Annotated in this window: 25 protein-coding genes; 24 read left to right on the plus strand and 1 reads right to left on the minus strand. The window is 49.4% G+C overall.

What is annotated here, in order from left to right; translation table 11 throughout:
- Nucleotides 1-44: 44 nt before the first annotated feature.
- The 14 genes from ndk to ACTJKB_RS10090 all read left to right on the plus strand — a co-directional run bounded on the left by ndk (nucleotide 45) and on the right by ACTJKB_RS10090 (nucleotide 13,233).
- A complete protein-coding gene (gene ndk / locus ACTJKB_RS10025; protein ID WP_440833632.1) occupies nucleotides 45-488 on the plus strand; it encodes a nucleoside-diphosphate kinase in 444 nt (147 codons plus the stop codon).
- Between the two features lie 26 nt (nucleotides 489-514).
- Nucleotides 515-1,318: a CheR family methyltransferase gene (locus ACTJKB_RS10030; RefSeq protein ID WP_440833633.1), complete on the plus strand. Its 804-nt coding sequence runs from the start codon at nucleotides 515-517 to the stop codon at nucleotides 1,316-1,318.
- Between the two features lie 117 nt (nucleotides 1,319-1,435).
- Nucleotides 1,436-1,597 (plus strand): hypothetical protein, encoded by a 162-nt coding sequence (locus ACTJKB_RS10035; RefSeq protein ID WP_440833635.1) that lies wholly within the window; start codon nucleotides 1,436-1,438, stop codon nucleotides 1,595-1,597.
- A 199-nt stretch (nucleotides 1,598-1,796) separates the two neighbouring features.
- Nucleotides 1,797-2,966, plus strand: coding sequence for a chorismate synthase (gene aroC / locus ACTJKB_RS10040; RefSeq protein ID WP_440833637.1), 1,170 nt, complete (start codon nucleotides 1,797-1,799; stop codon nucleotides 2,964-2,966).
- Nucleotides 2,967-2,968: 2 nt separating this feature from the next.
- Complete coding sequence (gene aroB / locus ACTJKB_RS10045) at nucleotides 2,969-4,072, plus strand: 3-dehydroquinate synthase (RefSeq protein WP_440833891.1); 1,104 nt, start codon at nucleotides 2,969-2,971, stop codon at nucleotides 4,070-4,072.
- The gene (gene aroH, locus ACTJKB_RS10050; RefSeq protein ID WP_440833639.1) at nucleotides 4,066-4,437 is read left to right on the plus strand and encodes a chorismate mutase; all 372 of its coding nucleotides are present in this window, start codon (nucleotides 4,066-4,068) and stop codon (nucleotides 4,435-4,437) included. Before aroB ends, aroH begins: the two co-directional genes overlap by 7 nt.
- 345 nt (nucleotides 4,438-4,782) lie before the next feature.
- On the plus strand, nucleotides 4,783-6,336 hold the full coding sequence (trpE, locus tag ACTJKB_RS10055; protein ID WP_440833641.1) for an anthranilate synthase component I: 1,554 nt from the start codon (nucleotides 4,783-4,785) through the stop codon (nucleotides 6,334-6,336).
- Between the two features lie 53 nt (nucleotides 6,337-6,389).
- Nucleotides 6,390-7,430 carry an anthranilate phosphoribosyltransferase gene (gene trpD, locus ACTJKB_RS10060; RefSeq protein WP_440833643.1) on the plus strand — a complete coding sequence of 347 codons (1,041 nt, stop codon included), beginning with the start codon at nucleotides 6,390-6,392 and terminating at the stop codon, nucleotides 7,428-7,430.
- A complete protein-coding gene (gene trpC, locus ACTJKB_RS10065) occupies nucleotides 7,420-8,250 on the plus strand; it encodes an indole-3-glycerol phosphate synthase TrpC (protein ID WP_440833645.1) in 831 nt (276 codons plus the stop codon). Before trpD ends, trpC begins: the two co-directional genes overlap by 11 nt.
- Nucleotides 8,243-8,923 (plus strand): phosphoribosylanthranilate isomerase, encoded by a 681-nt coding sequence (locus tag ACTJKB_RS10070; RefSeq protein ID WP_440833647.1) that lies wholly within the window; start codon nucleotides 8,243-8,245, stop codon nucleotides 8,921-8,923. Before trpC ends, ACTJKB_RS10070 begins: the two co-directional genes overlap by 8 nt.
- The gene (gene trpB, locus ACTJKB_RS10075; RefSeq protein WP_440833649.1) at nucleotides 8,920-10,116 is read left to right on the plus strand and encodes a tryptophan synthase subunit beta; all 1,197 of its coding nucleotides are present in this window, start codon (nucleotides 8,920-8,922) and stop codon (nucleotides 10,114-10,116) included. Before ACTJKB_RS10070 ends, trpB begins: the two co-directional genes overlap by 4 nt.
- Nucleotides 10,116-10,937 carry a tryptophan synthase subunit alpha gene (gene trpA / locus ACTJKB_RS10080; RefSeq protein ID WP_440833651.1) on the plus strand — a complete coding sequence of 274 codons (822 nt, stop codon included), beginning with the start codon at nucleotides 10,116-10,118 and terminating at the stop codon, nucleotides 10,935-10,937. The genes trpB and trpA overlap by 1 nt, the downstream gene beginning before the upstream one ends.
- Nucleotides 10,938-10,992: 55 nt before the next feature.
- Nucleotides 10,993-12,090, plus strand: a complete 1,098-nt coding sequence (hisC, locus tag ACTJKB_RS10085) for a histidinol-phosphate transaminase (protein WP_440833653.1) — start codon at nucleotides 10,993-10,995, stop codon at nucleotides 12,088-12,090.
- A 48-nt stretch (nucleotides 12,091-12,138) separates the two neighbouring features.
- Nucleotides 12,139-13,233 carry a prephenate dehydrogenase gene (locus ACTJKB_RS10090; protein WP_440833654.1) on the plus strand — a complete coding sequence of 365 codons (1,095 nt, stop codon included), beginning with the start codon at nucleotides 12,139-12,141 and terminating at the stop codon, nucleotides 13,231-13,233.
- 105 nt (nucleotides 13,234-13,338) lie between these two features.
- Here the strand turns inward: ACTJKB_RS10090 and ACTJKB_RS10095 are convergent, their stop codons facing one another.
- Nucleotides 13,339-14,280, minus strand: a complete 942-nt coding sequence (locus ACTJKB_RS10095) for a ketopantoate reductase family protein (protein WP_440833655.1) — start codon at nucleotides 14,278-14,280, stop codon at nucleotides 13,339-13,341.
- A 209-nt stretch (nucleotides 14,281-14,489) separates the two neighbouring features.
- Here ACTJKB_RS10095 and ACTJKB_RS10100 point away from each other — a divergent pair, with 209 nt between their 5' ends.
- The 10 genes from ACTJKB_RS10100 (at nucleotide 14,490) to qcrB (ending at nucleotide 21,688) form a co-directional block, all read left to right on the plus strand.
- Nucleotides 14,490-15,062, plus strand: a complete 573-nt coding sequence (locus ACTJKB_RS10100; protein ID WP_440833656.1) for a TetR/AcrR family transcriptional regulator — start codon at nucleotides 14,490-14,492, stop codon at nucleotides 15,060-15,062.
- Nucleotides 15,063-15,699: 637 nt separating this feature from the next.
- Nucleotides 15,700-16,287 (plus strand): RNA polymerase sigma factor, encoded by a 588-nt coding sequence (locus ACTJKB_RS10105; protein ID WP_440833657.1) that lies wholly within the window; start codon nucleotides 15,700-15,702, stop codon nucleotides 16,285-16,287.
- 152 nt (nucleotides 16,288-16,439) lie between these two features.
- Nucleotides 16,440-16,886 (plus strand): hypothetical protein, encoded by a 447-nt coding sequence (locus ACTJKB_RS10110; protein ID WP_440833658.1) that lies wholly within the window; start codon nucleotides 16,440-16,442, stop codon nucleotides 16,884-16,886.
- 156 nt (nucleotides 16,887-17,042) lie between these two features.
- Complete coding sequence (locus ACTJKB_RS10115; RefSeq protein WP_440833659.1) at nucleotides 17,043-17,630, plus strand: histidine phosphatase family protein; 588 nt, start codon at nucleotides 17,043-17,045, stop codon at nucleotides 17,628-17,630.
- 90 nt (nucleotides 17,631-17,720) lie between these two features.
- Nucleotides 17,721-18,806, plus strand: coding sequence for a hypothetical protein (locus tag ACTJKB_RS10120; protein ID WP_440833660.1), 1,086 nt, complete (start codon nucleotides 17,721-17,723; stop codon nucleotides 18,804-18,806).
- A gap of 109 nt (nucleotides 18,807-18,915) precedes the next feature.
- Nucleotides 18,916-19,422 (plus strand): gamma carbonic anhydrase family protein, encoded by a 507-nt coding sequence (locus tag ACTJKB_RS10125; protein WP_440833662.1) that lies wholly within the window; start codon nucleotides 18,916-18,918, stop codon nucleotides 19,420-19,422.
- An 18-nt stretch (nucleotides 19,423-19,440) separates the two neighbouring features.
- A complete protein-coding gene (locus ACTJKB_RS10130) occupies nucleotides 19,441-19,620 on the plus strand; it encodes an IDEAL domain-containing protein (protein ID WP_020427670.1) in 180 nt (59 codons plus the stop codon).
- Between the two features lie 192 nt (nucleotides 19,621-19,812).
- On the plus strand, nucleotides 19,813-20,232 hold the full coding sequence (locus tag ACTJKB_RS10135; RefSeq protein WP_440833663.1) for a DUF2487 family protein: 420 nt from the start codon (nucleotides 19,813-19,815) through the stop codon (nucleotides 20,230-20,232).
- Between the two features lie 224 nt (nucleotides 20,233-20,456).
- Nucleotides 20,457-21,011, plus strand: coding sequence for a ubiquinol-cytochrome c reductase iron-sulfur subunit (locus ACTJKB_RS10140; RefSeq protein ID WP_440833664.1), 555 nt, complete (start codon nucleotides 20,457-20,459; stop codon nucleotides 21,009-21,011).
- A gap of 5 nt (nucleotides 21,012-21,016) precedes the next feature.
- Nucleotides 21,017-21,688 (plus strand): menaquinol-cytochrome c reductase cytochrome b subunit, encoded by a 672-nt coding sequence (gene qcrB / locus ACTJKB_RS10145; protein ID WP_020427667.1) that lies wholly within the window; start codon nucleotides 21,017-21,019, stop codon nucleotides 21,686-21,688.
- Nucleotides 21,689-21,711: the final 23 nt, after the last annotated feature.

A 21,711-nucleotide genomic window follows, 5' to 3' on the forward strand; every position in this document is an offset into this window, starting at 1 on the left:
AACAGCTAATTCATTCGGAATAACAGAAAATGGAGAGTGACTCTATGGAGCAAACGTATCTGATGATTAAACCGGATGGGGTACAACGCGGACTGATTGGGCGAATTGTTACCCGACTGGAGGATAAGGGATTTAAGCTGGTTGCCGGGAAGCTGATTACCGTGACGGAAGAGCAGGCGAAGAAGCATTATGCAGAACATGAAGGAAAAGACTTTTTTCCTGAATTGGTACGCTTTATCACCTCTGGGCCAGTCTTCGCCATGGTATGGGAAGGCGATGATGTAGTGGCTTTATCCCGTATGATGATCGGCAAAACCAAGGTTGGGGAAGCTCTGCCGGGTACGATCCGTGGGGATTTTGCCAGTCATACGCCGCTGAACCTGATTCATGGTTCGGATTCACCGGAAAGTGCAAAACGTGAAATTGCTAACTTCTTTGCTCCGGATGAACTGGCAGATTACACTAAAGACATCGCAGCCTGGATGTAGTTTCAGGCGGGAGGCAGGGGAAATGAATGGCTGAACGAGAAGAAACATCAACTGCTGAAGACCGGGATTACACCGGATTTATTCATAATGTCAAGCAGAGCACTGGAATTGATCTGGCCCAGTACAAGGAAGCGCAGATGAAACGTCGTCTGACCACGCTGCGTACGAAGAATGGCTATCCGTCCTTTAGTGATTTCTTTGCAGCAATGATGAAGGATAAAGCACTGTTCTATGAATTTCTGGACCGTATGACCATCAATGTCTCGGAATTCTGGCGCAATCCTAACCGCTGGGAGGTTCTGCGGGATTCCATTCTGCCTGAGTTGCAGCGTTCGGGCCGCAGACTGAAACTATGGAGTGCCGCCTGCTCTACCGGTGAAGAGCCTTACACATTGGCCATGATCCTCTCAGACAAAAATATTCTGGCCCAGACTGGAATTCTGGCGACGGATATTGATGACGGTGCGCTGGCCAAAGCAAAGCAGGGCATTTATCTGGAGCGTTCGTTGAAGGATGTGCCTAAGGATGTCGCCGGCCGCTATTTTACACCGGAAGGACCTGTGTTCAAAGTCAGTGAAGGTCTCAAAAAAAATATAGACTTCCGCAAGCAGAACCTGCTGCTGGACAAGTTTGACGAAGGTTTCGATTTGATTATCTGCCGCAATGTTATGATTTATTTTACAGAAGAGGCCAAAAACAAGCTGTACCACAAGTTCTCGGCAAGCCTGCGCCCGGGTGGATATTTATTCGTGGGCAGTACAGAGCAGATTTTCACACCGGCTCAGTATGGATTTGAGTCGACGGAGACGTTCTTTTACCGTAAGAAATAAACCCGCTGTAACGGTTAGGTTAAACTTTCAATATGAATACGTATACTTTCGCATGGTTTCAGTGATACTGGGTAGTAGAAATGATTACGTGCGCCATGCGAAAGGTCGTTCATTCCAATGGATAAAAGCAAGGTCATTGACGCCTACAGACGCGGCTTCCTGACCGTCCGTGAATGCGGGCAAATTCTTGGTGTCGAAGAGCGGCAGCTGCATAGTTTGCTCATGCTCGAAGAGGGCAAGTCGGCATGTATGCCGTCTGTCCGGAAAATCGGCAGCTGATTGCAGGGGCCCGGCCAGGGAACAATACAGCGTCGTCTTTACTCGCAAGAGTGGGGACGGCGCTGTTCTTTTTCGTGCTGACAGAGGGTATGCCGGGCTTATCCCTTTCTTGTCAAAGCGGATTCCCTATACTATAATGAGCAAAGACATTTAACATTTTAGCGGTTTACAGTTTAAAAGTGTGAAGGGGGAACGCAGCATGAGTTTACGCTATTTAACAGCGGGGGAAACGCACGGCCCCCAGCTAACAGCCATTATTGAAGGACTGCCCAGCAATTTGACACTTAATTTTGAAGAGCTCAATTTTCAACTGCAGCGGCGGCAAAAAGGGTACGGGCGTGGACGCCGGATGCAGATTGAGAAGGATACTGCAGAAATCGTCGGCGGCGTACGCCATGGTAATACAACAGGTGCCCCGGTGGCTCTGGTGGTTGAGAATAAAGATTGGACGCACTGGAAGAATATTATGAACATCGAACCTATCCCTGGCAGCGATGAAGATAAGCGCCGCGTCAACCGTCCGCGTCCTGGACATGCGGACCTGAATGGCGGATTGAAGTATAACCTGACTGATCTGCGTAATGTTCTGGAGCGCTCCAGCGCACGTGAAACGGCAGCTAGAGTGGCCGTTGGGGCAGTGGCCCGGCAACTGCTCGCTGCGTTCGGAGTAAAGATCGCAGGACAGGTCATCCGTATCGGTGAAATTGAGGCGCCCGCCAATGATCTGCCTATTGATGAGTTGATTGAGCAGACCGAAGCTTCTTCGGTGAGAGTGGTAGATAAAGAGACCGAGCAGAAGATGGAAGCCTACATAGACAAGATCAAGGAGGAAGGCGACTCCATTGGCGGTATCGTGGAATGTATCGTCGAGGGCCTGCCTGTCGGTCTGGGCAGCTATGTGCAGTATGACCGTAAGCTGGATAGTGCCATAGCGGGAGCAGTAATGTCCATCAATGCCTTCAAAGGTGTTGAAATCGGCATTGGCTTTGAAGCAGGCAAGCTGCGGGGCTCCCAGGTTCATGATGAGATCATGTATGAAGCTTCCCGGGGATATTACCGGGCAAGCAATCGTCTGGGCGGCTTTGAAGGCGGAATGACTAACGGAATGCCGGTTGTGGTCCGCGGAGTCATGAAGCCCATTCCGACGCTGTATAAGCCGCTGCAAAGTGTAGATATTGACACCAAAGAGCCATTCACTGCCCAAGTGGAACGTTCCGACGCTTGTGCTGTACCGGCTGCTTGTGTAGTTCTTGAGAATGTGGTGGCCTGGGAAATCGCCAAGGCATTTCTGGATAAGTTTGGCGGCGATTCCATCGAGGAGATCAGAGCCAACTATAATAGCTACCAGGCACAGTTGGAGAGCTACTGATGGTGCGCAGTATTACGGTAGAGTTGGGTGAACGTTCCTATCCGATCCATATTGGCAGCGGACTCCTGCGTGACATCGGGCAGCAATGTGTTCAGGCTGGATTCCCGCTCCGCAGTCCACTGCTCGTTGTCAGTGACAGTGAAGTGGCTCCGCGTTACCTTCCGGTGGTGGAGGCCGCCCTGCGGGAACAGGGATATTCTGTAGTTAGCCACGTTATTGAAGCCGGTGAAGCGTCCAAATCATTGTCCGTGTATGAAGAAGTCATTACTACGGCAATTCAGGCGGGTCTGGACCGCAGTTCGGCGGTTCTTGCACTGGGTGGCGGTGTGGTTGGGGACTTGGCGGGCTTTGTAGCCGCATCCTATATGCGGGGAATAGGATTCGTTCAGATTCCTACTACTATTCTGGCCCATGACAGCAGTGTAGGGGGAAAGGTAGCGGTTAATCACCCCCTGGCGAAGAACATGATCGGAGCCTTTTATCAGCCGACGATGGTAGTGTATGATCTGGATACCTTGAGTACACTGCCGCCGCGCCAAGTCTCTTCCGGATTAGCCGAAGTGGTGAAGCATGGTTTGATTCTAGACCGTGAGTTTGCTTACTGGTGCCGTGAGCATGCTTCTGCGCTCCTCGCTCTGAATGCAGAGGCGCTGGGTTACGCTCTGGAACGCGGGTGTGCAATCAAGGCTGAAGTTGTTGGCAATGACGAGCGCGAGCATGGTCAAAGAGCGATTCTGAACCTCGGACATACGATCGGGCACGCTATAGAAGCGGTAGGCGGATATGGAGTATTTCTCCATGGTGAAGCCATCGCTATCGGAATGGCCGGGTCTGCACTTCTAGCTGCCAAACTAGGCCGGGATCAAGCCATTTATGAGGATACTATTTCGATGCTGTCTGCACTTGGGCTGCCTGTAAGACTGCCTGCGGAATACAGCGAGGATGAATTAATGGAAGCGATGATGCATGACAAGAAATTTAAGGAAGGCAAGATGACTTTTATCGTACCGGATTCCATCGGCGCTGTCAGCATCGTAAATGATGTGCAGCAAAGTGCCGTTCGTGAGGTTATCTCGCAGCTTAAGAAGGAGGGAAGCCCATGGTGAACCGGGGTATTCGCGGTGCAACGACCGTAACCTATAATGAGGAAAACGAGATTTTACGTGAAACTGTTGTACTGCTGCGCGAAATTGTAGAGCGTAATGATGTCATTGCTGAAGATATCTGCAGTGTGTGGATTACCGTCACCGGTGATCTGGACGCGACCTTTCCGGCACGGGCTATTCGTGAAATCGAAGGCTGGGATCTGGTGCCTTTGATGTGCTCCGTGGAGATACCCGTCAAAGGCGGCCTTCCTAAGTGCATCCGGCTGATGGTCCAGGTGAACACGGACAAGTCACAACGGGATATCCGCCATGTCTATCTGAATGAAGCCCAGAGGCTCCGTCCGGATCTCTCACAGAAGAAGTAACAAATTATCTGTACGGGGTTGCCATGGACCAAAGCCATCATGTATAGTGTAGTTAGCCGAGTGAAGCAGAGTTTAGTTTAGCTGAGATGAGTATAGTTGAGCAGAGTGCAGGATTTTTGTTGAGTACAGGCATACCGTATGTTTGCAGCTCTCTTTTTGGGGTACCCTTTGGTGTGGTTTTTGCACTATGGCTGTATTCATTAATGGGAGAAGTGCATCCATTCAGATGGTTTTATGCCGGTCCTTTGCGCTTATTCATATACTTACTTACACAAACCTCTACTTCGGTAGAGGTTTTTCTGTATTTCGGACAATATAAACCAATATCCCAAGGAGGTATCCCAATTGACGAATCCAAGAGTAGAAGAAGTGCTGTCTCTGTCGCGGGAATATAATCTGATTCCTGTAGTGAAAAGGCTGCTCGCCGATATGGAAACGCCCATCCGGTTATTCTCGCGTTTTGCCCAGCTGGACCGGGCATTTTTGCTGGAAAGTGTAGAGGGCGGGATCCAGTGGGCGCGGTATTCGTTTATCGGTAGTGACCCCTTCCTGATGATTTCCGGTAAAAAGGGCGTGATTCATGTTGAGGTTGGCGGAGAGAAGAGACAGGTGCTCGGCAAACCCATTGAGGAACTGAAAGCACTGCTTCGCTCCTACCGCAGTCCCAAGCTGGAAGGGATGCCGCCTTTTACCGGCGGGGCCATTGGATTCTTCGGATATGATCTGCTGCAGTATTATGAAAAGCTGTCGTCCCATGCAGTGGACGATTTGAACATGGATGATATCCGGTTCATGTTCTGCGACCGTATTATTGTGTTCGATCATGTGAAGCAGCAGATTCTGCTGGTGGGGAACCTGCACATCAAGGACGGCGATACGGACTCCGATATCCGAGCCGGATATGAGGAGCTGAGCCTCCGCTTAGAGGATATGGCTGAAGAGCTGCAGAAGGAAGGTCCCAAAGAGAACGTTAACCGTCGCAGCATTCCACAGGACATCGAACTTGGTGAGATTCATTCTAACCTCACCAAAGAACAATATATCAGCAATGTGGAACAGGCGAAGGAATACATCCGGGCCGGGGATATTTTTCAGGTAGTCCTGTCCCAGCGGTTGCATATTGAAACTGAAGTATCACCGCTTCATGTCTACCGGATGCTGCGCACGCTGAACCCTTCGCCTTATATGTATTATCTGAAAATGGATGAAGAAATTATCGTCGGCACTTCGCCTGAGGCCTTGGTTAAGGTCGATGGAAACCGTGTAGAGACCCGTCCGATCGCCGGAACGCGGCCCCGCGGAGAGAATGAAGCACAGGACCGGGCTCTGACCGCTGAACTGCTGGAGGATGAGAAGGAGCGGGCTGAACACCTGATGCTGGTGGATCTCGGCCGTAATGACCTCGGCAGGGTTTCCAAATTTGGTACGGTAAAATGCGATTCCTTCATGGAAATAGAGAAATACTCGCATGTGATGCACATGGTCTCCAATGTGTCGGGCACGCTTGACGAGGGTAAAGATTTCTTCGATGCTTTCCTCTCTTGTCTTCCGGCAGGCACGGTTTCTGGTGCGCCGAAGCTGCGGGCGATGGAAATTATCGCCGAGCTGGAACAGGAAGCAAGAGGCGCATACGCCGGAGCCATAGGGTATCTTGGATTTTCCGGAAATATGGACTCCTGTATAACGATCCGTACTATTATTTTCCGTAAAGGACGCGCTTATGTTCAGGCTGGGGCGGGAATTGTCTGGGATTCTGTACCGGAGAACGAATATGAAGAGACGCTCAACAAAGCTAAAGGGATGCTGAAGGCCATCCGGATGGCAGAAGCCATGTTCCCGTCAGAGATCAAAGAAAAGCAGGTAATCAACCAGGATTACATGTATGAATATACCCCTTGATCGGGGATGACCCAATATAGAAAGTGAAGGAAAATGAATAGGAGGAGACGACGATGGATGCAAACCTATTGATACAAGCAGGAATAGCCGCTCTGATCGAGGGCCGGGATCTGAACCGCATGCAGGCACGTGAGATTATGGGTACAATTATGGAAGGATCAGCCTCACAGGCACAGATAGGCTCTCTACTGACCGCGCTGCGGATCAAAGGGGAAACGGTTGAAGAGATCACCGGTTTTGCGGAAGCGATGCGGGGATTCAGCACACATGTGGTTACTGAACGTTCGCAGCTTCTGGATACGTGCGGAACTGGGGGTTCCGGCATTCATAAGTTCAATATATCCACGGCCTCGGCGATTATATCCTCCGCAGCTTCCGTCAGAGTAGCCAAGCACGGCAACCGTTCCGCATCGGGCAGGGCGGGCAGCGCTGATGTGCTGGAGGCACTTGGAGTCAATATTCATCTAAATGCAGAGCAGGCCGTGCAATGTTTGGAAAGTATCGGTATCTGTTTCCTGTTTGCCCAAATCTATCATCCTTCGATGAAGCATGCCGCAGTCCCCCGAAAAGAGCTCGGGTTCCGCACGGTGTTCAATATGTTGGGGCCGCTTACCAATCCGGCAGGGGCTGACCGTCAGCTAATGGGTATCTACGACCGGGACAAAACAGAGATTGTGGCCAATGTCCTGAAAGAGCTGGGTTCCAAACGGGCGTTGATTGTGAGCAGTCTGGATGGTCTGGATGAGATCAGTATTTCAGCACCCACGCAGGTGTCTGAACTGAAGAATGGTGCAGTAACCACTTATGAGATCACTCCACAGGAACTGGGATTAAGCACGCATCCGCTGGAGGATGTGCTTGGCGGTGACGCGGCGGAGAATGCTGCTATAATCACCGGAGTGCTGCAAGGCGGACTGAATCCATACCGTGATATTGTTCTTGCCAATGCAGGTGCCTGCATTTATGTGGCTGGACTTGCAGATACGTTAAAAGAAGGTGTAGATAAGGCTAGGACTGTAGTGGATTCCGGTGCTGCGCTGCTGAAGCTGGAGCAGCTTAAAGCCATGACGAAGGAGCTTGATTATGTATCTTGAACGGATTGTCGCCACCAAAATCAAGGAAGTAGAAGCCTTAAGTAAGATATTCTCTATAGAGGAGGCCAAGCGGCAGATTGCAGTACTGCCACCAACAAGAGGGTTCCGCAACGCGCTTACGAAATCGCGGAACCGATCTATGGGTCTGATTGCCGAGGTGAAGAAGGCTTCGCCTTCCAAAGGATTGATCCGGGCGGATTTCGATCCGGTGTCCATAGCTAAGGGGTATGCAGCGGGAGGGGCGGATTGTTTATCCGTCCTTACGGATAAAGACTATTTTCAGGGCAGTGGTGCTTATCTTCAGCAGATTAGGGAAGCCGTAAATCTTCCACTGCTGCGCAAGGATTTCATCATTGATGAATGTCAGATCTACGAAGCGCGCCTTCTGGGCGCAGATGCCATATTGCTGATTGCGGCGATCCTGACACCTGAACAACTGACTTCCTTCACCGATACAGCAGCGGAGCTGGGACTTGATATTCTGATTGAGGTTCATGACCGGAGTGAGCTGGAAATGGTTCTGGCTACCGGGAAGGTGGAGCATCCAGGGGTTCTGCTCGGTATCAACAACCGGAATTTGCGAACATTCGAAACTGCATTAGCCACAACAACGAAACTTGCTGCGCTTCTTCCCGTCTCAGTTCCTGTAATCAGCGAGAGTGGAATAGCCGGACCTGCTGATATCGATTATCTGAAGACTACAGGAGCAATCGGTGTTCTGGTAGGAGAGTATCTGATGCGCCAGCCGGATGTGGAACAAGCAGTGAATGAACTGCTGGGTGCGCTGCCGGAAGGAAAGGAACGTGCCACACATGGCTGAGGCGGTGGTAAAAATCTGTGGACTTCAGGACGTTGAAGTGCTAAAATCTATGAAGCGATTACCTCTGGATTATGTCGGATTTGTGTTTGCTGAGAGCCGCCGCAAGGTTAGTCCTGAGCATGCGGCAGAGCTCATTGCCGAGCTTGAGGGATGGGAGAACGGGAAGCCTCCGCTTACGGTAGGAGTGTTTGTGAACCCTTCACTTGACGAGCTTGCCGGAGTACTCTCTATAGTGCCACTGGATGTTGTTCAGCTCCATGGTCAGGAGAGTGCGGACTATTGCCAGGCCGTCAAAGAAGCTTTTCCGCAGGTGAAGGTATGGAAGGTTCTTTCAGTAGCTGATACTGAAGCTCAGTCTGCCGGGAATGGTCCTCATGCTTTGAAGCAATATGTTGGTGCGATAGATGCCCTGCTGCTGGATACATATGACCCGGCCGGCAGCGGCGGCTTGGGGCGAACATTTGAGTGGGAGAGGATTCCAGTGTATCAACAGACAGCTTCTGAATATGGTCTGCCCTTATTTGTAGCCGGTGGATTGCATCCGGATAACGTGCGTGACCTGTTGAATGGTTATGCTCCATATGGTGTGGATGTTTCAAGCGGAGTAGAGAGCGATGGAATGAAGGACATCATTAAAATAACAGCTTTTGTGGAAAGGGTGAAGCAATCATGATACAAGTACCGGACAAGAATGGACGTTTTGGTTCTTTTGGAGGCCGCTTCGTTCCTGAAACGTTGATGACTGCACTGATCGAGCTGGAGGAGGCCTACAACAGGTTTTCCGCAGATCCGGCTTTTCAGAAGGAAGTAGATTATCTGCTCAAGCAATACTCCGGACGTGAGACCCCTCTGTATTATGCGGAGCGCCTCAGCAAGCATCTGGGAGCGGCTAAAATATATTTAAAACGTGAAGACCTTAACCATACCGGAGCACACAAAATCAACAATGCAATCGGCCAGGGCATCCTTGCCAAAATGATGGGTAAAACCAAAGTGATCGCCGAGACCGGGGCAGGCCAGCATGGGGTTGCCACGGCTACAGTAGCCGCACTGCTTGGTATGGAATGCAAGGTGTTTATGGGTGAAGAGGACACTCGCCGTCAGGCTTTGAATGTGTTCCGCATGAAGCTGCTAGGGGCTGAAGTCATTCCTGTGACCTCCGGTTCCCGGACACTCAAGGACGCGGGGAATGAAGCGCTTCGCTACTGGGTGAGCAACGTTGAGGACACCTTCTACGTGCTGGGTTCCGCTGTAGGTCCTCATCCATACCCGATGATGGTCCGCAATTTCCAGCGGATTATCGGCGATGAGACGCGGCGGCAGATTCTGGAAGCCGAAGGAAGGCTGCCGGATCTTCTGGTAGCGGCAGTAGGAGGAGGCAGCAACGCGATTGGAATGTTCTACCCGTTCATGGAGGATGAGCAGGTGGGGATGATTGGGGTGGAAGCTGCCGGTAAAGGCGTTGATACTCCGTTCCATGCGGCTACCATGAGTAAAGGGACCCAAGGGGTGTTCCAGGGTTCACTTAGTTATCTGCTTCAGGATGAACATGGACAGGTACAGGAGGCACATTCGATCTCAGCCGGACTGGACTATCCTGGAGTAGGTCCTGAGCATTCTTATCTAAAAGATGTTCATCGGGCGCAATATGTGCCGATTACGGATGATGAAGCTCTGGAAGCCCTGAAGCTGCTTTGCGTAACAGAAGGTATTATTCCGGCTCTTGAATCTGCCCATGCTATCGCGCATGTAACGAAGCTCGGACCGACTCTGACCAAGGACGATATCGTGGTAATCTGTTTGTCGGGACGCGGTGACAAAGACGTTGAGTCGATCATGGCCTACACGGAAGGAGCGGGTAAGTGATGACAACCGAAACAACGAACCGGATGGATTTGACCTTCCGCAAGCTGAAAGAGGAGGGCCGGACGGCGCTAATTCCTTTCTTGACTGTAGGCGATCCGGATCTGGAGACGACGCTTGCGATCATTGCTGAGCTGGAAGCGGCAGGCGCGGATATTCTGGAGCTGGGTGTACCTTATTCTGATCCGCTGGCGGACGGTCCTGTGATCCAGAGGGCCTCTTCCAGAGCGCTGCGCGGCAATATACATCTTCGCACCTGCATGGAAACCGCGTTGAAAGCACGCCAGGCAGGCAGTCAGCTGCCGTTTATCCTTTTTACTTATTACAATCCGGTCATGCAAATGGGGCTGGACAACTTTTTCTCTCTGCTTGATGCCCATGAGATCAGTGGTTTGATTATTCCTGATCTTCCGGTTGAAGAGTCAGAGGACCTGCGTGAGCGGAGCCGGACTGCCGGAGTAAATCTTATTCCGCTTGTAGCACCAACCTCAAGCGAACGTATTGCCCGGATTGTCTCCGGGGCCAGTGGTTTCGTCTATTGCGTTTCCTCGCTTGGAGTCACAGGAGAACGTTCTTCTTTTCATACCGGAGTGGATGAGTTCATAGCATCTGTCCGTCAAGCTACTGATCTTCCAGTGGCGGTAGGTTTTGGCATATCGACTGGCGAGCAGGTGGCGCGGTTTGCCCGCATTTGCGATGGAGTAGTCGTAGGTAGTGCTATTGTCCGCAAGGTCGAGGATGTCATACCGCTTCTGGATAATCCGGCTACCCGAAGTGAAGGCCTGTTGCAAATTCGTGAATTTGTGGCACAATTGAAACCATAACGTCTGCTGGCAGACCTGTACCCGTTGTAATATTTATGGAGAGCGAGGACCTTTCATGAACCCGAAACCGAATATCGTTAACCTCCCTGTGTACAAACCGGGAAAGCCTATTGAGGAAGTAAAGAAGGAGCTTGGTTTAAACGATGTCATTAAGCTGGCTTCGAACGAGAACCCGTATGGTTCTTCACCAAGTGCCAGAGCTGCGATCATGGCGGAGCTCGATAATCTGTATCTCTATCCTGACGGCTCGGCGGCCGAATTGACAGCTGCACTCGCTGATCATCTTGGAGTGCAGAGCGACAATATCATCTTTGGCTGCGGATCCGATGAGATCATCGCCTTGATTGCCCGCGCGTTTTTCTTGCCGGGAGACGAGACGATTATGGCAGATCAGACCTTCTCCGTATATAAAAGCAATGCTGATATTGAAGGCGCGGTCTCCATTGAAGTGCCTCTGGTCAATGGTACACATGATTTGGACGCCATGCTGGCCCGCATTACAGAGCGGACCAAAATCATCTGGATCTGCAATCCCAATAATCCGACCGGAACGATTGTACCGGAGGAAGCGCTTGTCACTTTTCTGAATGCTGTCCCAGCAGGAGTGATGGTTGTTCTGGATGAGGCTTATTTTGAATATGTGACCGATCTTTCGTATTCCAATGGAATCAAGCTGCTTGAATCCTATCCGAACCTGGTTGTACTGCGGACATTCTCCAAGATTTATGGTCTGGCTGCACTGCGTATCGGCTATGGGGTGGCGAGTCCGACGATTATTTCGTTGATTAACAAGGTTCGGGAGCCGTTTAATACTACCCGTCTGGCACAGGTCGGAGCATTGGCTGCACTGGCTGATCAGGAGTACGTACAGGAGTGCCGCCGTCTTAACAGTGCAGGTATCGTGCAGCTTCAGGCTGAATTCAAACGGCTGGACCTTGCATCCTTCCCGGCACATGGGAATTTCATTATGGTGGATGTACGGAAACCGGCTGTTGATGTTTTTGATGCATTGCTGCGGCAGGGGATCATTGTCAGAGCAGGACACAAGCTGTACCCTACCTATATTCGTGTCACCGTCGGTTCGGCGGAACAGAATAAGGCGTTTATTACTGCGCTGGAACAGGCGCTCCAGGAACAGGGAGTACAGGTCTAAGGAGCAACTGACAAGACGAATCTACAGAAGGCGGGTAGTTCAAAGAACATGACGACAAAAATAGCAATTTTCGGTGTCGGTCTGATCGGAGGCTCACTGGCCCTTTGCTTCAAAGGCAAGGAGGGCCTGACCGTTACAGGCCATGCCCACCGTCCTGAATCGGCAAAAAAGTACGTCAGCAGAGGCGTGGTCGATCAAGCCACACTTTCTCTTGAGGAAGCGGCGCTGGACGCTGATTTCATTTTTTTGTGCGTGCCTGTAGGCATGCTGGAAGATTACTTGCAGCGACTTAGTAAGCTTCCTTTGAAGCCCGGTTGTATCATTACGGATGTTGGCAGCACCAAGGCCACAATTGCCGCCTGTGCGGTTTCACTGGACCTGCCCGGGGTGCATTTTATTGGCGGACATCCGATGGCCGGGTCAGAACGCTCCGGTGTGGAGGCAGCATCTTCACTGTTGTTCGAGAATGCCTATTATGTCCTGACACCACCGCCGGGAGTGCCAGAAGAAGCGTATCATGCCCTTGAAGCTTTGCTTCTACATACTAGAGCGCAGATTGTCCGGCTTAATCCGGAGCGCCATGACGAGATTGTCGGGGCCATCAGCCATTTGCCGCATATTATTGCAGTAGCGCTGGTGAATCAGATCCGCGCATATGACGATACGGATTCCCTGTACAGCACTTTGGCGGCAGGGGGCTTCCGTGATATCACAAGAATTGCGTCCAGTGATCCAATCATCTGGCGCGATATTCTGCTGAACAACCGCTCAGTTATGCTTCGTCTGCTGAGGGATTGGAATGATGAGGTTTCGTCGTTCGTTCAATTGCTGGAGAATGCGGATGGGGAAGGCATTGAAGAAGCATTCCTTGAAGCAGGTGGTTTCCGCAGCCAACTGCCGGAACGGCGCAAAGGAATGATTACTCCGCTGTTCGATCTGCATATCGATGTTCCCGATCATCCGGGGATTATCGGACGGATCGCTACGGAGCTGGGTGATCAGGGCATCAACCTTAGCAATGTTCAGATTATCGAGAGCCGGGAGGATGTTCCGGGCATTATGCGCTTGTCCTTCCGCCAGGAGAATGATATGGAGCGGGCGAAGATTCTGCTACAGCACCACGATTATACCGTCTACGTATAAGGCATGTAAGGCTGGATAATATCCCCTTCAAGCATTCACTCCTTCAAACCCATACATCAGTATGGGGAAGAGTGAGCTTGAAGGGGATTTTTGTTGCGGAAGGGTTTACCTCTGCGGGAGCGGAGAATAATTTTCGAGCGTATCCCAATGAGGTGTAGGAATGTTCGCTCTGCTCTTTAAATCATTGAAGGCTTGATATAATGCAGACATCTCGTCAGCGGACACTGCTTTATCACCCAGGAGAATTTTGCCGACAGGGGTGGACAGCATAAGCTTCAGCAGGATATAGAACATTTTCCGTTGTTCCCGGGCCAATTTGATTTGACTCGCAGGTGCAACAGTATATCCGAGCTTCTCCAAGACTTGATGGCCCTCATCTACAGCAGCTATGACATGATGAAGCAGCATGTTGTCTTTTATAGCCTTGCGTAAGTCCCCATTATAAGAAGGGGCAATGAAATTCAGAGGCAGGATCATCACAAAGTGGCTTTTCAGCCATTCATCCATATGGTTATGGTAGACTAATTTATATTTCGTGTTCACAAAAGCTTGGTCAATCACCGCCCGCCAAGAAAGCTCCTCACCTAAACCACCAATGGTCATTTGCACCTTTGGAGCGCGTACGCAGTTCACCCGGCCGTTCTCCCTCCAGCCAGCACTCAACTGAAACCCGAAGGCAACCTGTTTCTTCACCGGACTGTGGGTTTCCAGATAATCGCGCATCTCTGAGGGGCTGGCATTATTCCCTACGAGGACTATATGACTGCTATGGTTCGCTGCAAGAGCAGGCAGTACCGCTTGGAAATCCGGATATTTCATCACTACAAAAACAAGGTCGTAGATATCCTCTGGCTGCAATTCACTGATCACATTTACCTTATCAGCCGTGGTACGGAATTGGAAATAATGCCGGATGACATTCCCGTTCTTTTTCAATTCATCCAGCCGCCCTCCTCTTGCCAGCATGGTCACATTGTTGCCTCCGCGCACCAGCACATGGGCTAAATAACTTCCCAAAACTCCGGCCCCATACACCAATATTCTCATAAAATAGTTCCTCCGTATCATGTAACCTATTCTGCATATAAGTTTTTAAATATTCGTATTCATATTTAAAAATTAATACAGCTCGATTCTAGCCCTAACCCAAACTGTTTGTCAATAAGTTTTTAAATATATCTCTCTATATTTCAAAACTAAGCGAATCATGATATTATTAAATGTATTAAAAAAACGTGGGATGTGAGTGAAGCGGTATGAACAAATTTGAAATCAGAACACAAATCAAGAAAGATGCGATCGTTGCAGCCGCCCTGAAGCTTTTCCAGGAAAAAGGCTTCATAGACGTCAGTATAAAAGACATTGCCGCTGAATCCGGCGTATCCTCTGTGTCACTATATAACTATTTCGGCAACAAAGAAGGGGTAGTCAGGGAATGTGCGAATGTCCTAATGCAGAATACCGTCCGCAAGGCCAAGGAACTTCTGGGCCAAAATATAAATTTTAAAGATAAAATGCTCCAGGCTTTGGAGATTTGTGCCGATCAGGATTATCAATTACTCACTTCCCCGGGCGCTGTAGAGGATCAGGTGTTGTCTAGTCTGTACAATGAAAACACAAACCGGATCAGAGTCGAAATCATTGAGGAGTTCATCGGGGTGGGGAAAAAGGAAGGGGTTATTGATGCTTCTGTTTCTATGGAAACCATATTGGAATTATTAACAGTGTTTGGGGCGATCCAATCGTCCTGGGCGAAAACTGAAAATTACAAGGATAAAATGGTAGAGCTTAACCGGCTGCTCTTGTTTGGATTAATCGGACGGTCTTAAGTACAGGATTTGAACCGGCACGGGGCGGAAATCAGAAAAATATGCTTTTCACCAAGGGCTACTAAAAATAGACAAAAAAAAGACCGCTTACATAATAAGCGGTTACAGTTCACAATTTCTTGGAACCGTGTAGTATTTGGATAGGAGTGGAGAGAAACCATACTGTACTTTTATTATATGTATCCGTTTACATTTTGTCAACCCATTATTCAAAGATAATAAAATAATCTTCAGAGGCAGTCTTCAACACCAGTTAATTACAATGACTGTGTACGCTAATAGGTGATGTTCCTCTATTTTATGGCAAACTCATCTCCTGCGTAATTCGACGCTAAAAGTCTATTAATGTCATCCTTCCAGATTGTATGTTATACTAGGTTAAGTATGTTTATAGATTTCCAGTGTTCAGCAAGCGACCCGGTATTTGGCTGCCCGTAAATTATTGGACGTGCATTTTTGTTTCTGTATCCACTTACAACATGCCTTATTTACTGGGTACATGAATATACATAGGAAGTATTGCGTTTATACAGAGCAAAATTAGAGCAATTACCGCAACTTTTTGAACCTCGACCGGTATAAGAATTATGGACCGGACGGGATTACACGTGCTAGGGCGAGGAGGGCCGAACTCACCATGACGGATTCCCAGTTGATCCAGCTAATCAAGCAAGGAAATACAGAGATATACTCAGAATTAATGCGGCGCTATCAACGTAAAATATTGGCTTTTGTCTACCATATGCTTAAGAATTCCCATATGGAGCTTCTTGCTGAGGATCTGTGCTCGGAAACCTTTTACAAGGCGTTCCGGAGCTTGCATTCCTTCCGTGAAGTTGATGCATCATTCTCGACGTGGCTGTATACCATTGCCCGTAATACCGTGCTCAGTGAGCTTCGCAAGAACCGTGCCGGAAACGTATCTCTTGAGGAAAGCGGATATACTCCGGTCGCCCCGATTGAAGTGGCTCCGGAACAGGCTGCCCTTCGCAAAGAACGAATGAATCTGGTGCGGGAAGCGATTAATAATCTTCCGGAGAAGCAGCGCTCTGCGCTGATACTACGGGAATATGATCAAATGGACTACCAGGAAATAGCTGTGATTCTGGATCAGAGTGTCAGCTCCGTGAAATCATTATTGTTCCGTGCCCGGAGCAGTGTGAAGCTTCAACTCGAATCCTATTTTTATGAGCCTGAACCAGAAGAGCAGGCTGAGAGGGTGTAAGGCCTATGAATTGCAGGGAAGCGCAGGATTCCATTCCGCTGTTGTGGGACGCTCCCCCCACGGATCCCAGGCGGATCATGCTTGAAAGGCATATTGCGAATTGTTCCTACTGTTCCGCTGAATGGGCGTTATGGCAGGAGAGCAGTCAGCTTATGCTAGAAACACAGATTGAAGTCAGCGAAGATCGTGCGGAGGCTGTGAATCTTCGGGTGATGGAGCGGATTTATCTGGAAAGTCCCTGGCTGTTGCCGGGAGATGGTAAATCTGCCGGGAATTCTGCCGTTTTCCGCCGTAGGCTAAGTCTTTGGATCGCCTGTTTCCTGGCTGTTTTTATATCCAGTTTTCTGTATTTCACAATGTTCAGAACACCCGCCAATACTTCAGAGGCGCAGAGCGGGATTGTGGAGACCGGTGTAGCTGGTTTGTCCTTAGATTGGTCCTCCTCTTATCCTGCCTCTGAATCGGGCGGAGGAATCATTGAACCGCTAGTGGTAAGCATGGGGCCAACGCACCCGCAATATTGGATGATGCTCTCCATGCTGGGTATAGGCCTGTCTATTTTTTTACTGATTCGCCTGAACCGTTACCGCCGACAATAAAAAGCTCACTTTACTCCAGGGTAAAGCGGGCTTTTTTTATATTCAGCGATATATTTGATTTTACCTATAAATCATCCTTCTTCAAAAAGAAGACATTTGTTTTCATTCGTGTTACATTATTAAGCAAACATAAATGGAAGGGCAGGGTGATAGGCGATGCTGATCGGCTTAATACGCCACGGGCTGACCGATTGGAATGCAGAAGGCAGAATACAAGGGCAAAGCGATATTCCGCTTAACGACGAAGGCCGGAGGCAGGCTGAGATGCTGGGAGACCGGCTTCTGCAGGAAACGTACCGCTGGGATTTCTGTATCACCAGCAGTCTTTCCCGTGCAGCGGAGACTGGCAGCATTGTGGCAGCCAAGCTGGGAATTCCAATGCTGGAACCGGACGATCGCATCCGTGAACGTGCCTATGGCCAGGTTGAAGGGATGACTGCTGTACAGCGTGAAGAGAAATGGGGCATGGATTGGAATCAGTTGTCTCTTGGACAAGAAACGGATGATCAGCTTCAGGCGCGAGCCCTTGCTTTTATGGAAGAGATTGCAGAACGTTATCCGGAGAAAAATATCCTTGTCATCTCGCATGGAGGTTTTTTAGCGCAACTCTACATTGCCTTATACAAAGATAAATATTCGGAGCGTCTGGGGAATCTCTCGCTAACTATTCTGGAGAAGAAAGGGAAGGAATGGAATCCGCTGCTGTACAATTGTACACGTCATATTCTTCAAAATCAGCATTAACCCGACCCTTCGGGTTATTTTTTTTGTGCAATCAGGAATAAAAAGGGCTGTATTTCCCATAATGGTAGTAAAACGGTGAGGCGATAAATGATGAATCTGGCGGATATGCTTAACTTTGCGGACATTGGTCAGCTTACCGCCATTGCGGGACGCTACCAATGTGATTGCAAACGAAATTCCAAACATGATTTGATTCAGAGTATATTGATCACACTGGGAAGCCGCGAATTCATGGAGTCCCACATTCGGGAGTGTGCTCCAGAGGAACTGCGGTTTCTGAATACCCTGCTGTTCGACGAACGCAGCCAGTTCAGTCTTGAGGATTTGCTCGCTGCAGCAAGGCAGGCTTCCTTCGATACGGACCCTAGCAAAAACGGAGGATACCGCGAGATGGTTGCCAGGTTCAAAAATGCCGGTTGGCTCTTCAGAGGTGCTTCCCAGCAAAGCAGGTATTTGTTCCGGGTTCCACAGGATCTGAAGATGCGTTTCCGCGAACGTATGGGTGAATTTATCAGGGAACAAATTTCACCAATAAGCGAGCCTGCAATCTACCGGAGTGAAGGAGAGATGCTGGCAGAAGATCTGCTGCTCTTTATGCGTTACGTCAGGGAGAACGAGCCGGAGCTAAACCAAGAGGGTGCGATGCACAAGAGATACCAGCAGGGTGTGATGAACGCTATCCAGATTCCCGAGCCTCTCCTGGGTAAAGGTGGCTGGAAATTCGGCTATGGAAGAGCTTGTGAGCATTATCCTCCCAGGCTAGCGCTGATGGTTGATTACGCCCGCCACCGACGCTTTACTTCCGAGGAAGGCTTTCGGCTGAGGCTTACACTGGCGGGGGAAGCACTGCTTGGGCAGGAGAAATCCGAAAAGCTGATGCAGTTATACTCCTTTTGGTTAAAACTGTATAAAGGCGCCATACCAAATCTGCCATCCCTCATATACTGGATAAGTGTAAGTGCGGGGAAATGGGTCACTGTGACTTCACTTGTTGAAGGTCTCGGCTGGTTGGTCAAACCCTTTTATTATGATGATGCCGCTTCAATTCTGGAGCAGCGCATCCTTCGGATGATGCTGCATTTGGGGATGCTTCGGCTGGGTGAGACACCTGAGGGTACGGCAGTGATGATGACCCCATGGGGGCTGGAGGCGGCTGTGCCTAAGCAGCTGCAGTAAGGTAGTACGCCTGCAGCTGCAGACTTGGGGAAGAGACAAAGGCTTTTTTTAGCAGAAGCGTGCGGTTCAAATTTAGAGTAAGTGTTGAACGCGTACTAGGGGGAGAAGAATGCGGATTGCTTATGGGAATTACATACCGCAGCTTGACGAATCTGTATATGTGGCGGAAGGTGCGAAGCTTGTCGGTGACGTTAGGATAGGACGTCAATCAAGTGTCTGGTTCAATGCCGTATTACGCGGGGATTTGGCCCCGGTTATCATTGGGGATCGCTGTAATATCCAGGACGGGACTGTGGGACATGTGGCTGATGGATTACCGCTGGTGTTGGGTGATGACATATCGGTGGGTCACTCAGCGATTATCCATGGATGCAGGATAGGCAAAGGCACATTAATCGGAATGGGTGCAATTGTATTGAACGGTGCAGAGATTGGTGAATATGCTTTAATAGGAGCCGGATCGATTGTAACCGAAAACAAAATCATACCACCCTATACCCTGTCATTAGGTTCACCTGCCAAAGTAGTCCGTGAATTAACGGAACAGGATCTGCAGCGGATGGTCCGCACAAGCGAGAGTTATGTACTAAAAGCAAGAGAATATGGAAGGATCTAAACAGCGGAGGTGTATCGAATGGACAAAATGAAGGCTACCTATGAAGTGATGCTAGGACTTGCGGCAGAAATGGTGTGGGATGAAGCGCTGCGAAAGCGTCGTACCGACATCTTGTACCGGGAGATCGACACGGCGCTGGCTGCCGGAGATAAGACGGCGTTCCGCAATCTGACTGAGGAATTGAAAAGTTTGGCCTGAGAAATAAACGGGAAATGCGCCAGGCGCATTTCTTTTTTTGAAATATGAGGATTTATATGGTTCACGCTATAAATCTTCCTTCTATTTCTCGCTGAAACGGATACTGTTCCCTTAATGGACGGTAAGCCGTTTCTACTTGTTACAATGACATTTATAGCAAAAGTGTAAACCTTAGAAAAGGGGTGAGCAGTAATGAAATTCAGTGACTTCACTGTGGATAGCTGGTCGGAAAACCGCAGGTTTTTTGATACCTGCTTAATTCCGTTTACAGGACTTAGGGGCACGGAGAGCCCGCCTGAAGTGGCAGAGGCTCTGGAGAGACTGCGGGACTTTCTGGACCTGGCCGAAAAACCGTTTCATGGGCGTGTCGTGACTTACCCGGCTTTACAGTATACGGGAACTGAGAGCTTGGGCTATGTAAATGAGATTTGCCGAAAAGTCAAATCCAGTGGTTTCCAGTACGTAATTGTGCTCAGTGCAGATATCCCACTGACTGCCTCTGAAATTTATGAAAGCGATTTAGTTCTCTCTCTGCCTGATATTCGGCTGTCTCAGAGTAAAGCATCTGGAAGCTATGTCAGAGATGAAATCGCCGCATTGTGGCTTAAATGAAACCGGGTTAAATGTGACAAAAAATCAACAATTCATGCGAAAACGATAAAATGACACCGTCACAATTTAGACAATATTCTTGACGGGTTTTAGAGGCTGGGCTATGATTAGATTGAACTTATGTCATGTGATAATTATCATTGAAAACGTATTATTTACAGAAATTTGCTTTAAATCTACACTGCAGGTGCCTTCTCAAATGTGAAAAGGGGGTTACACACCGTATGAGCAGCCATAATGAGGAGCATGAGTCATTCCCGCAAGGACCTCCCACCCGGAAAGAGATGTCCCGGAGGCAGTTTTTAACGTACACGCTTGGAGGGGCAACCGCATTTATGGGTGTAGGTGCGATTCTGCCGATGATCCGTTTCGCGGTAGATCCGGTATTACATAAAAAGGGTGCGGGTGAATTCATTAAGGTTGCGGAAGCGGCCAAGATCACCGATGTTCCTCAGGAGTTTACCTTCGAACTCGCACAGCAGGATGGATGGTATGCCAGTACAGCTACGCTGACAGCGTGGATCCGAAAAGACGAAAACGGAGATATTTATGCGCTTTCACCCGTCTGCAAGCATCTTGGCTGCACAGTGGGCTGGAATAATGACAAGGCGTATCCGGATGAATATCATTGCCCCTGCCATGGAGCGAGATATACGAAGCTTGGCAAAAACCTTGCCGTTGCCCCCAAGCCTCTTGACCAGTACAAGACCAAAATAGATGGGGATTGGGTCTATCTGGGCGAGATCGTTCCCAATACCGAGGTTAAAAAGGAGGCGTAGATCTGATGTTTAAGAATGTCTACAACTGGATTGATGAACGTCTGGATATTACGCCGATCTGGAGAGATGTTGCCGACCATGAGGTTCCAGAACACGTAAATCCGGCGCACCATTTCTCGGCCTTCGTGTATTGCTTTGGAGGACTCACTTTTTTTATTACGGTTATTCAAATTTTATCTGGTATGTTTCTCACCATGTATTATGTGCCCGATATTATCAATGCTTATGCCAGTGTGGAATATTTACAGACCAAAGTAGCTTTTGGTCAAATTGTGCGCGGTATGCACCACTGGGGAGCGAGTCTGGTTATTGTCATGATGTTCCTGCATACGATGCGGGTATTCTTTACCGGCTCCTACAAAGCGCCGCGTGAGATGAACTGGGTAGTGGGGATGCTAATTTTTTTCGTGATGCTGGGCCTTGGTCTTACCGGCTATCTGCTGCCTTGGGACAATAAAGCTTATTTTGCTACCAAGGTTACACTTGAGATTGCCAATTCCGTACCGGTCATGGGGCCGGTGCTGAAGGAGCTGATGCAGGGCGGCACCATCGTCGGTGCGGAAACGCTGACCCGTTTTTTTGCCCTACATGTATTCTTCCTCCCGGCGGTCCTGCTTATTCTGCTCGTCGGACACTTTATTATGATCCGCAGACAGGGTATTTCTGGTCCGCTCTGAGCCCTGACCACAGCTAAAGGAGG

Source organism: Paenibacillus sp. 22594, assembly GCF_052044425.1.
In the GTDB taxonomy this organism is placed as follows: domain Bacteria; phylum Bacillota; class Bacilli; order Paenibacillales; family Paenibacillaceae; genus Paenibacillus_AQ.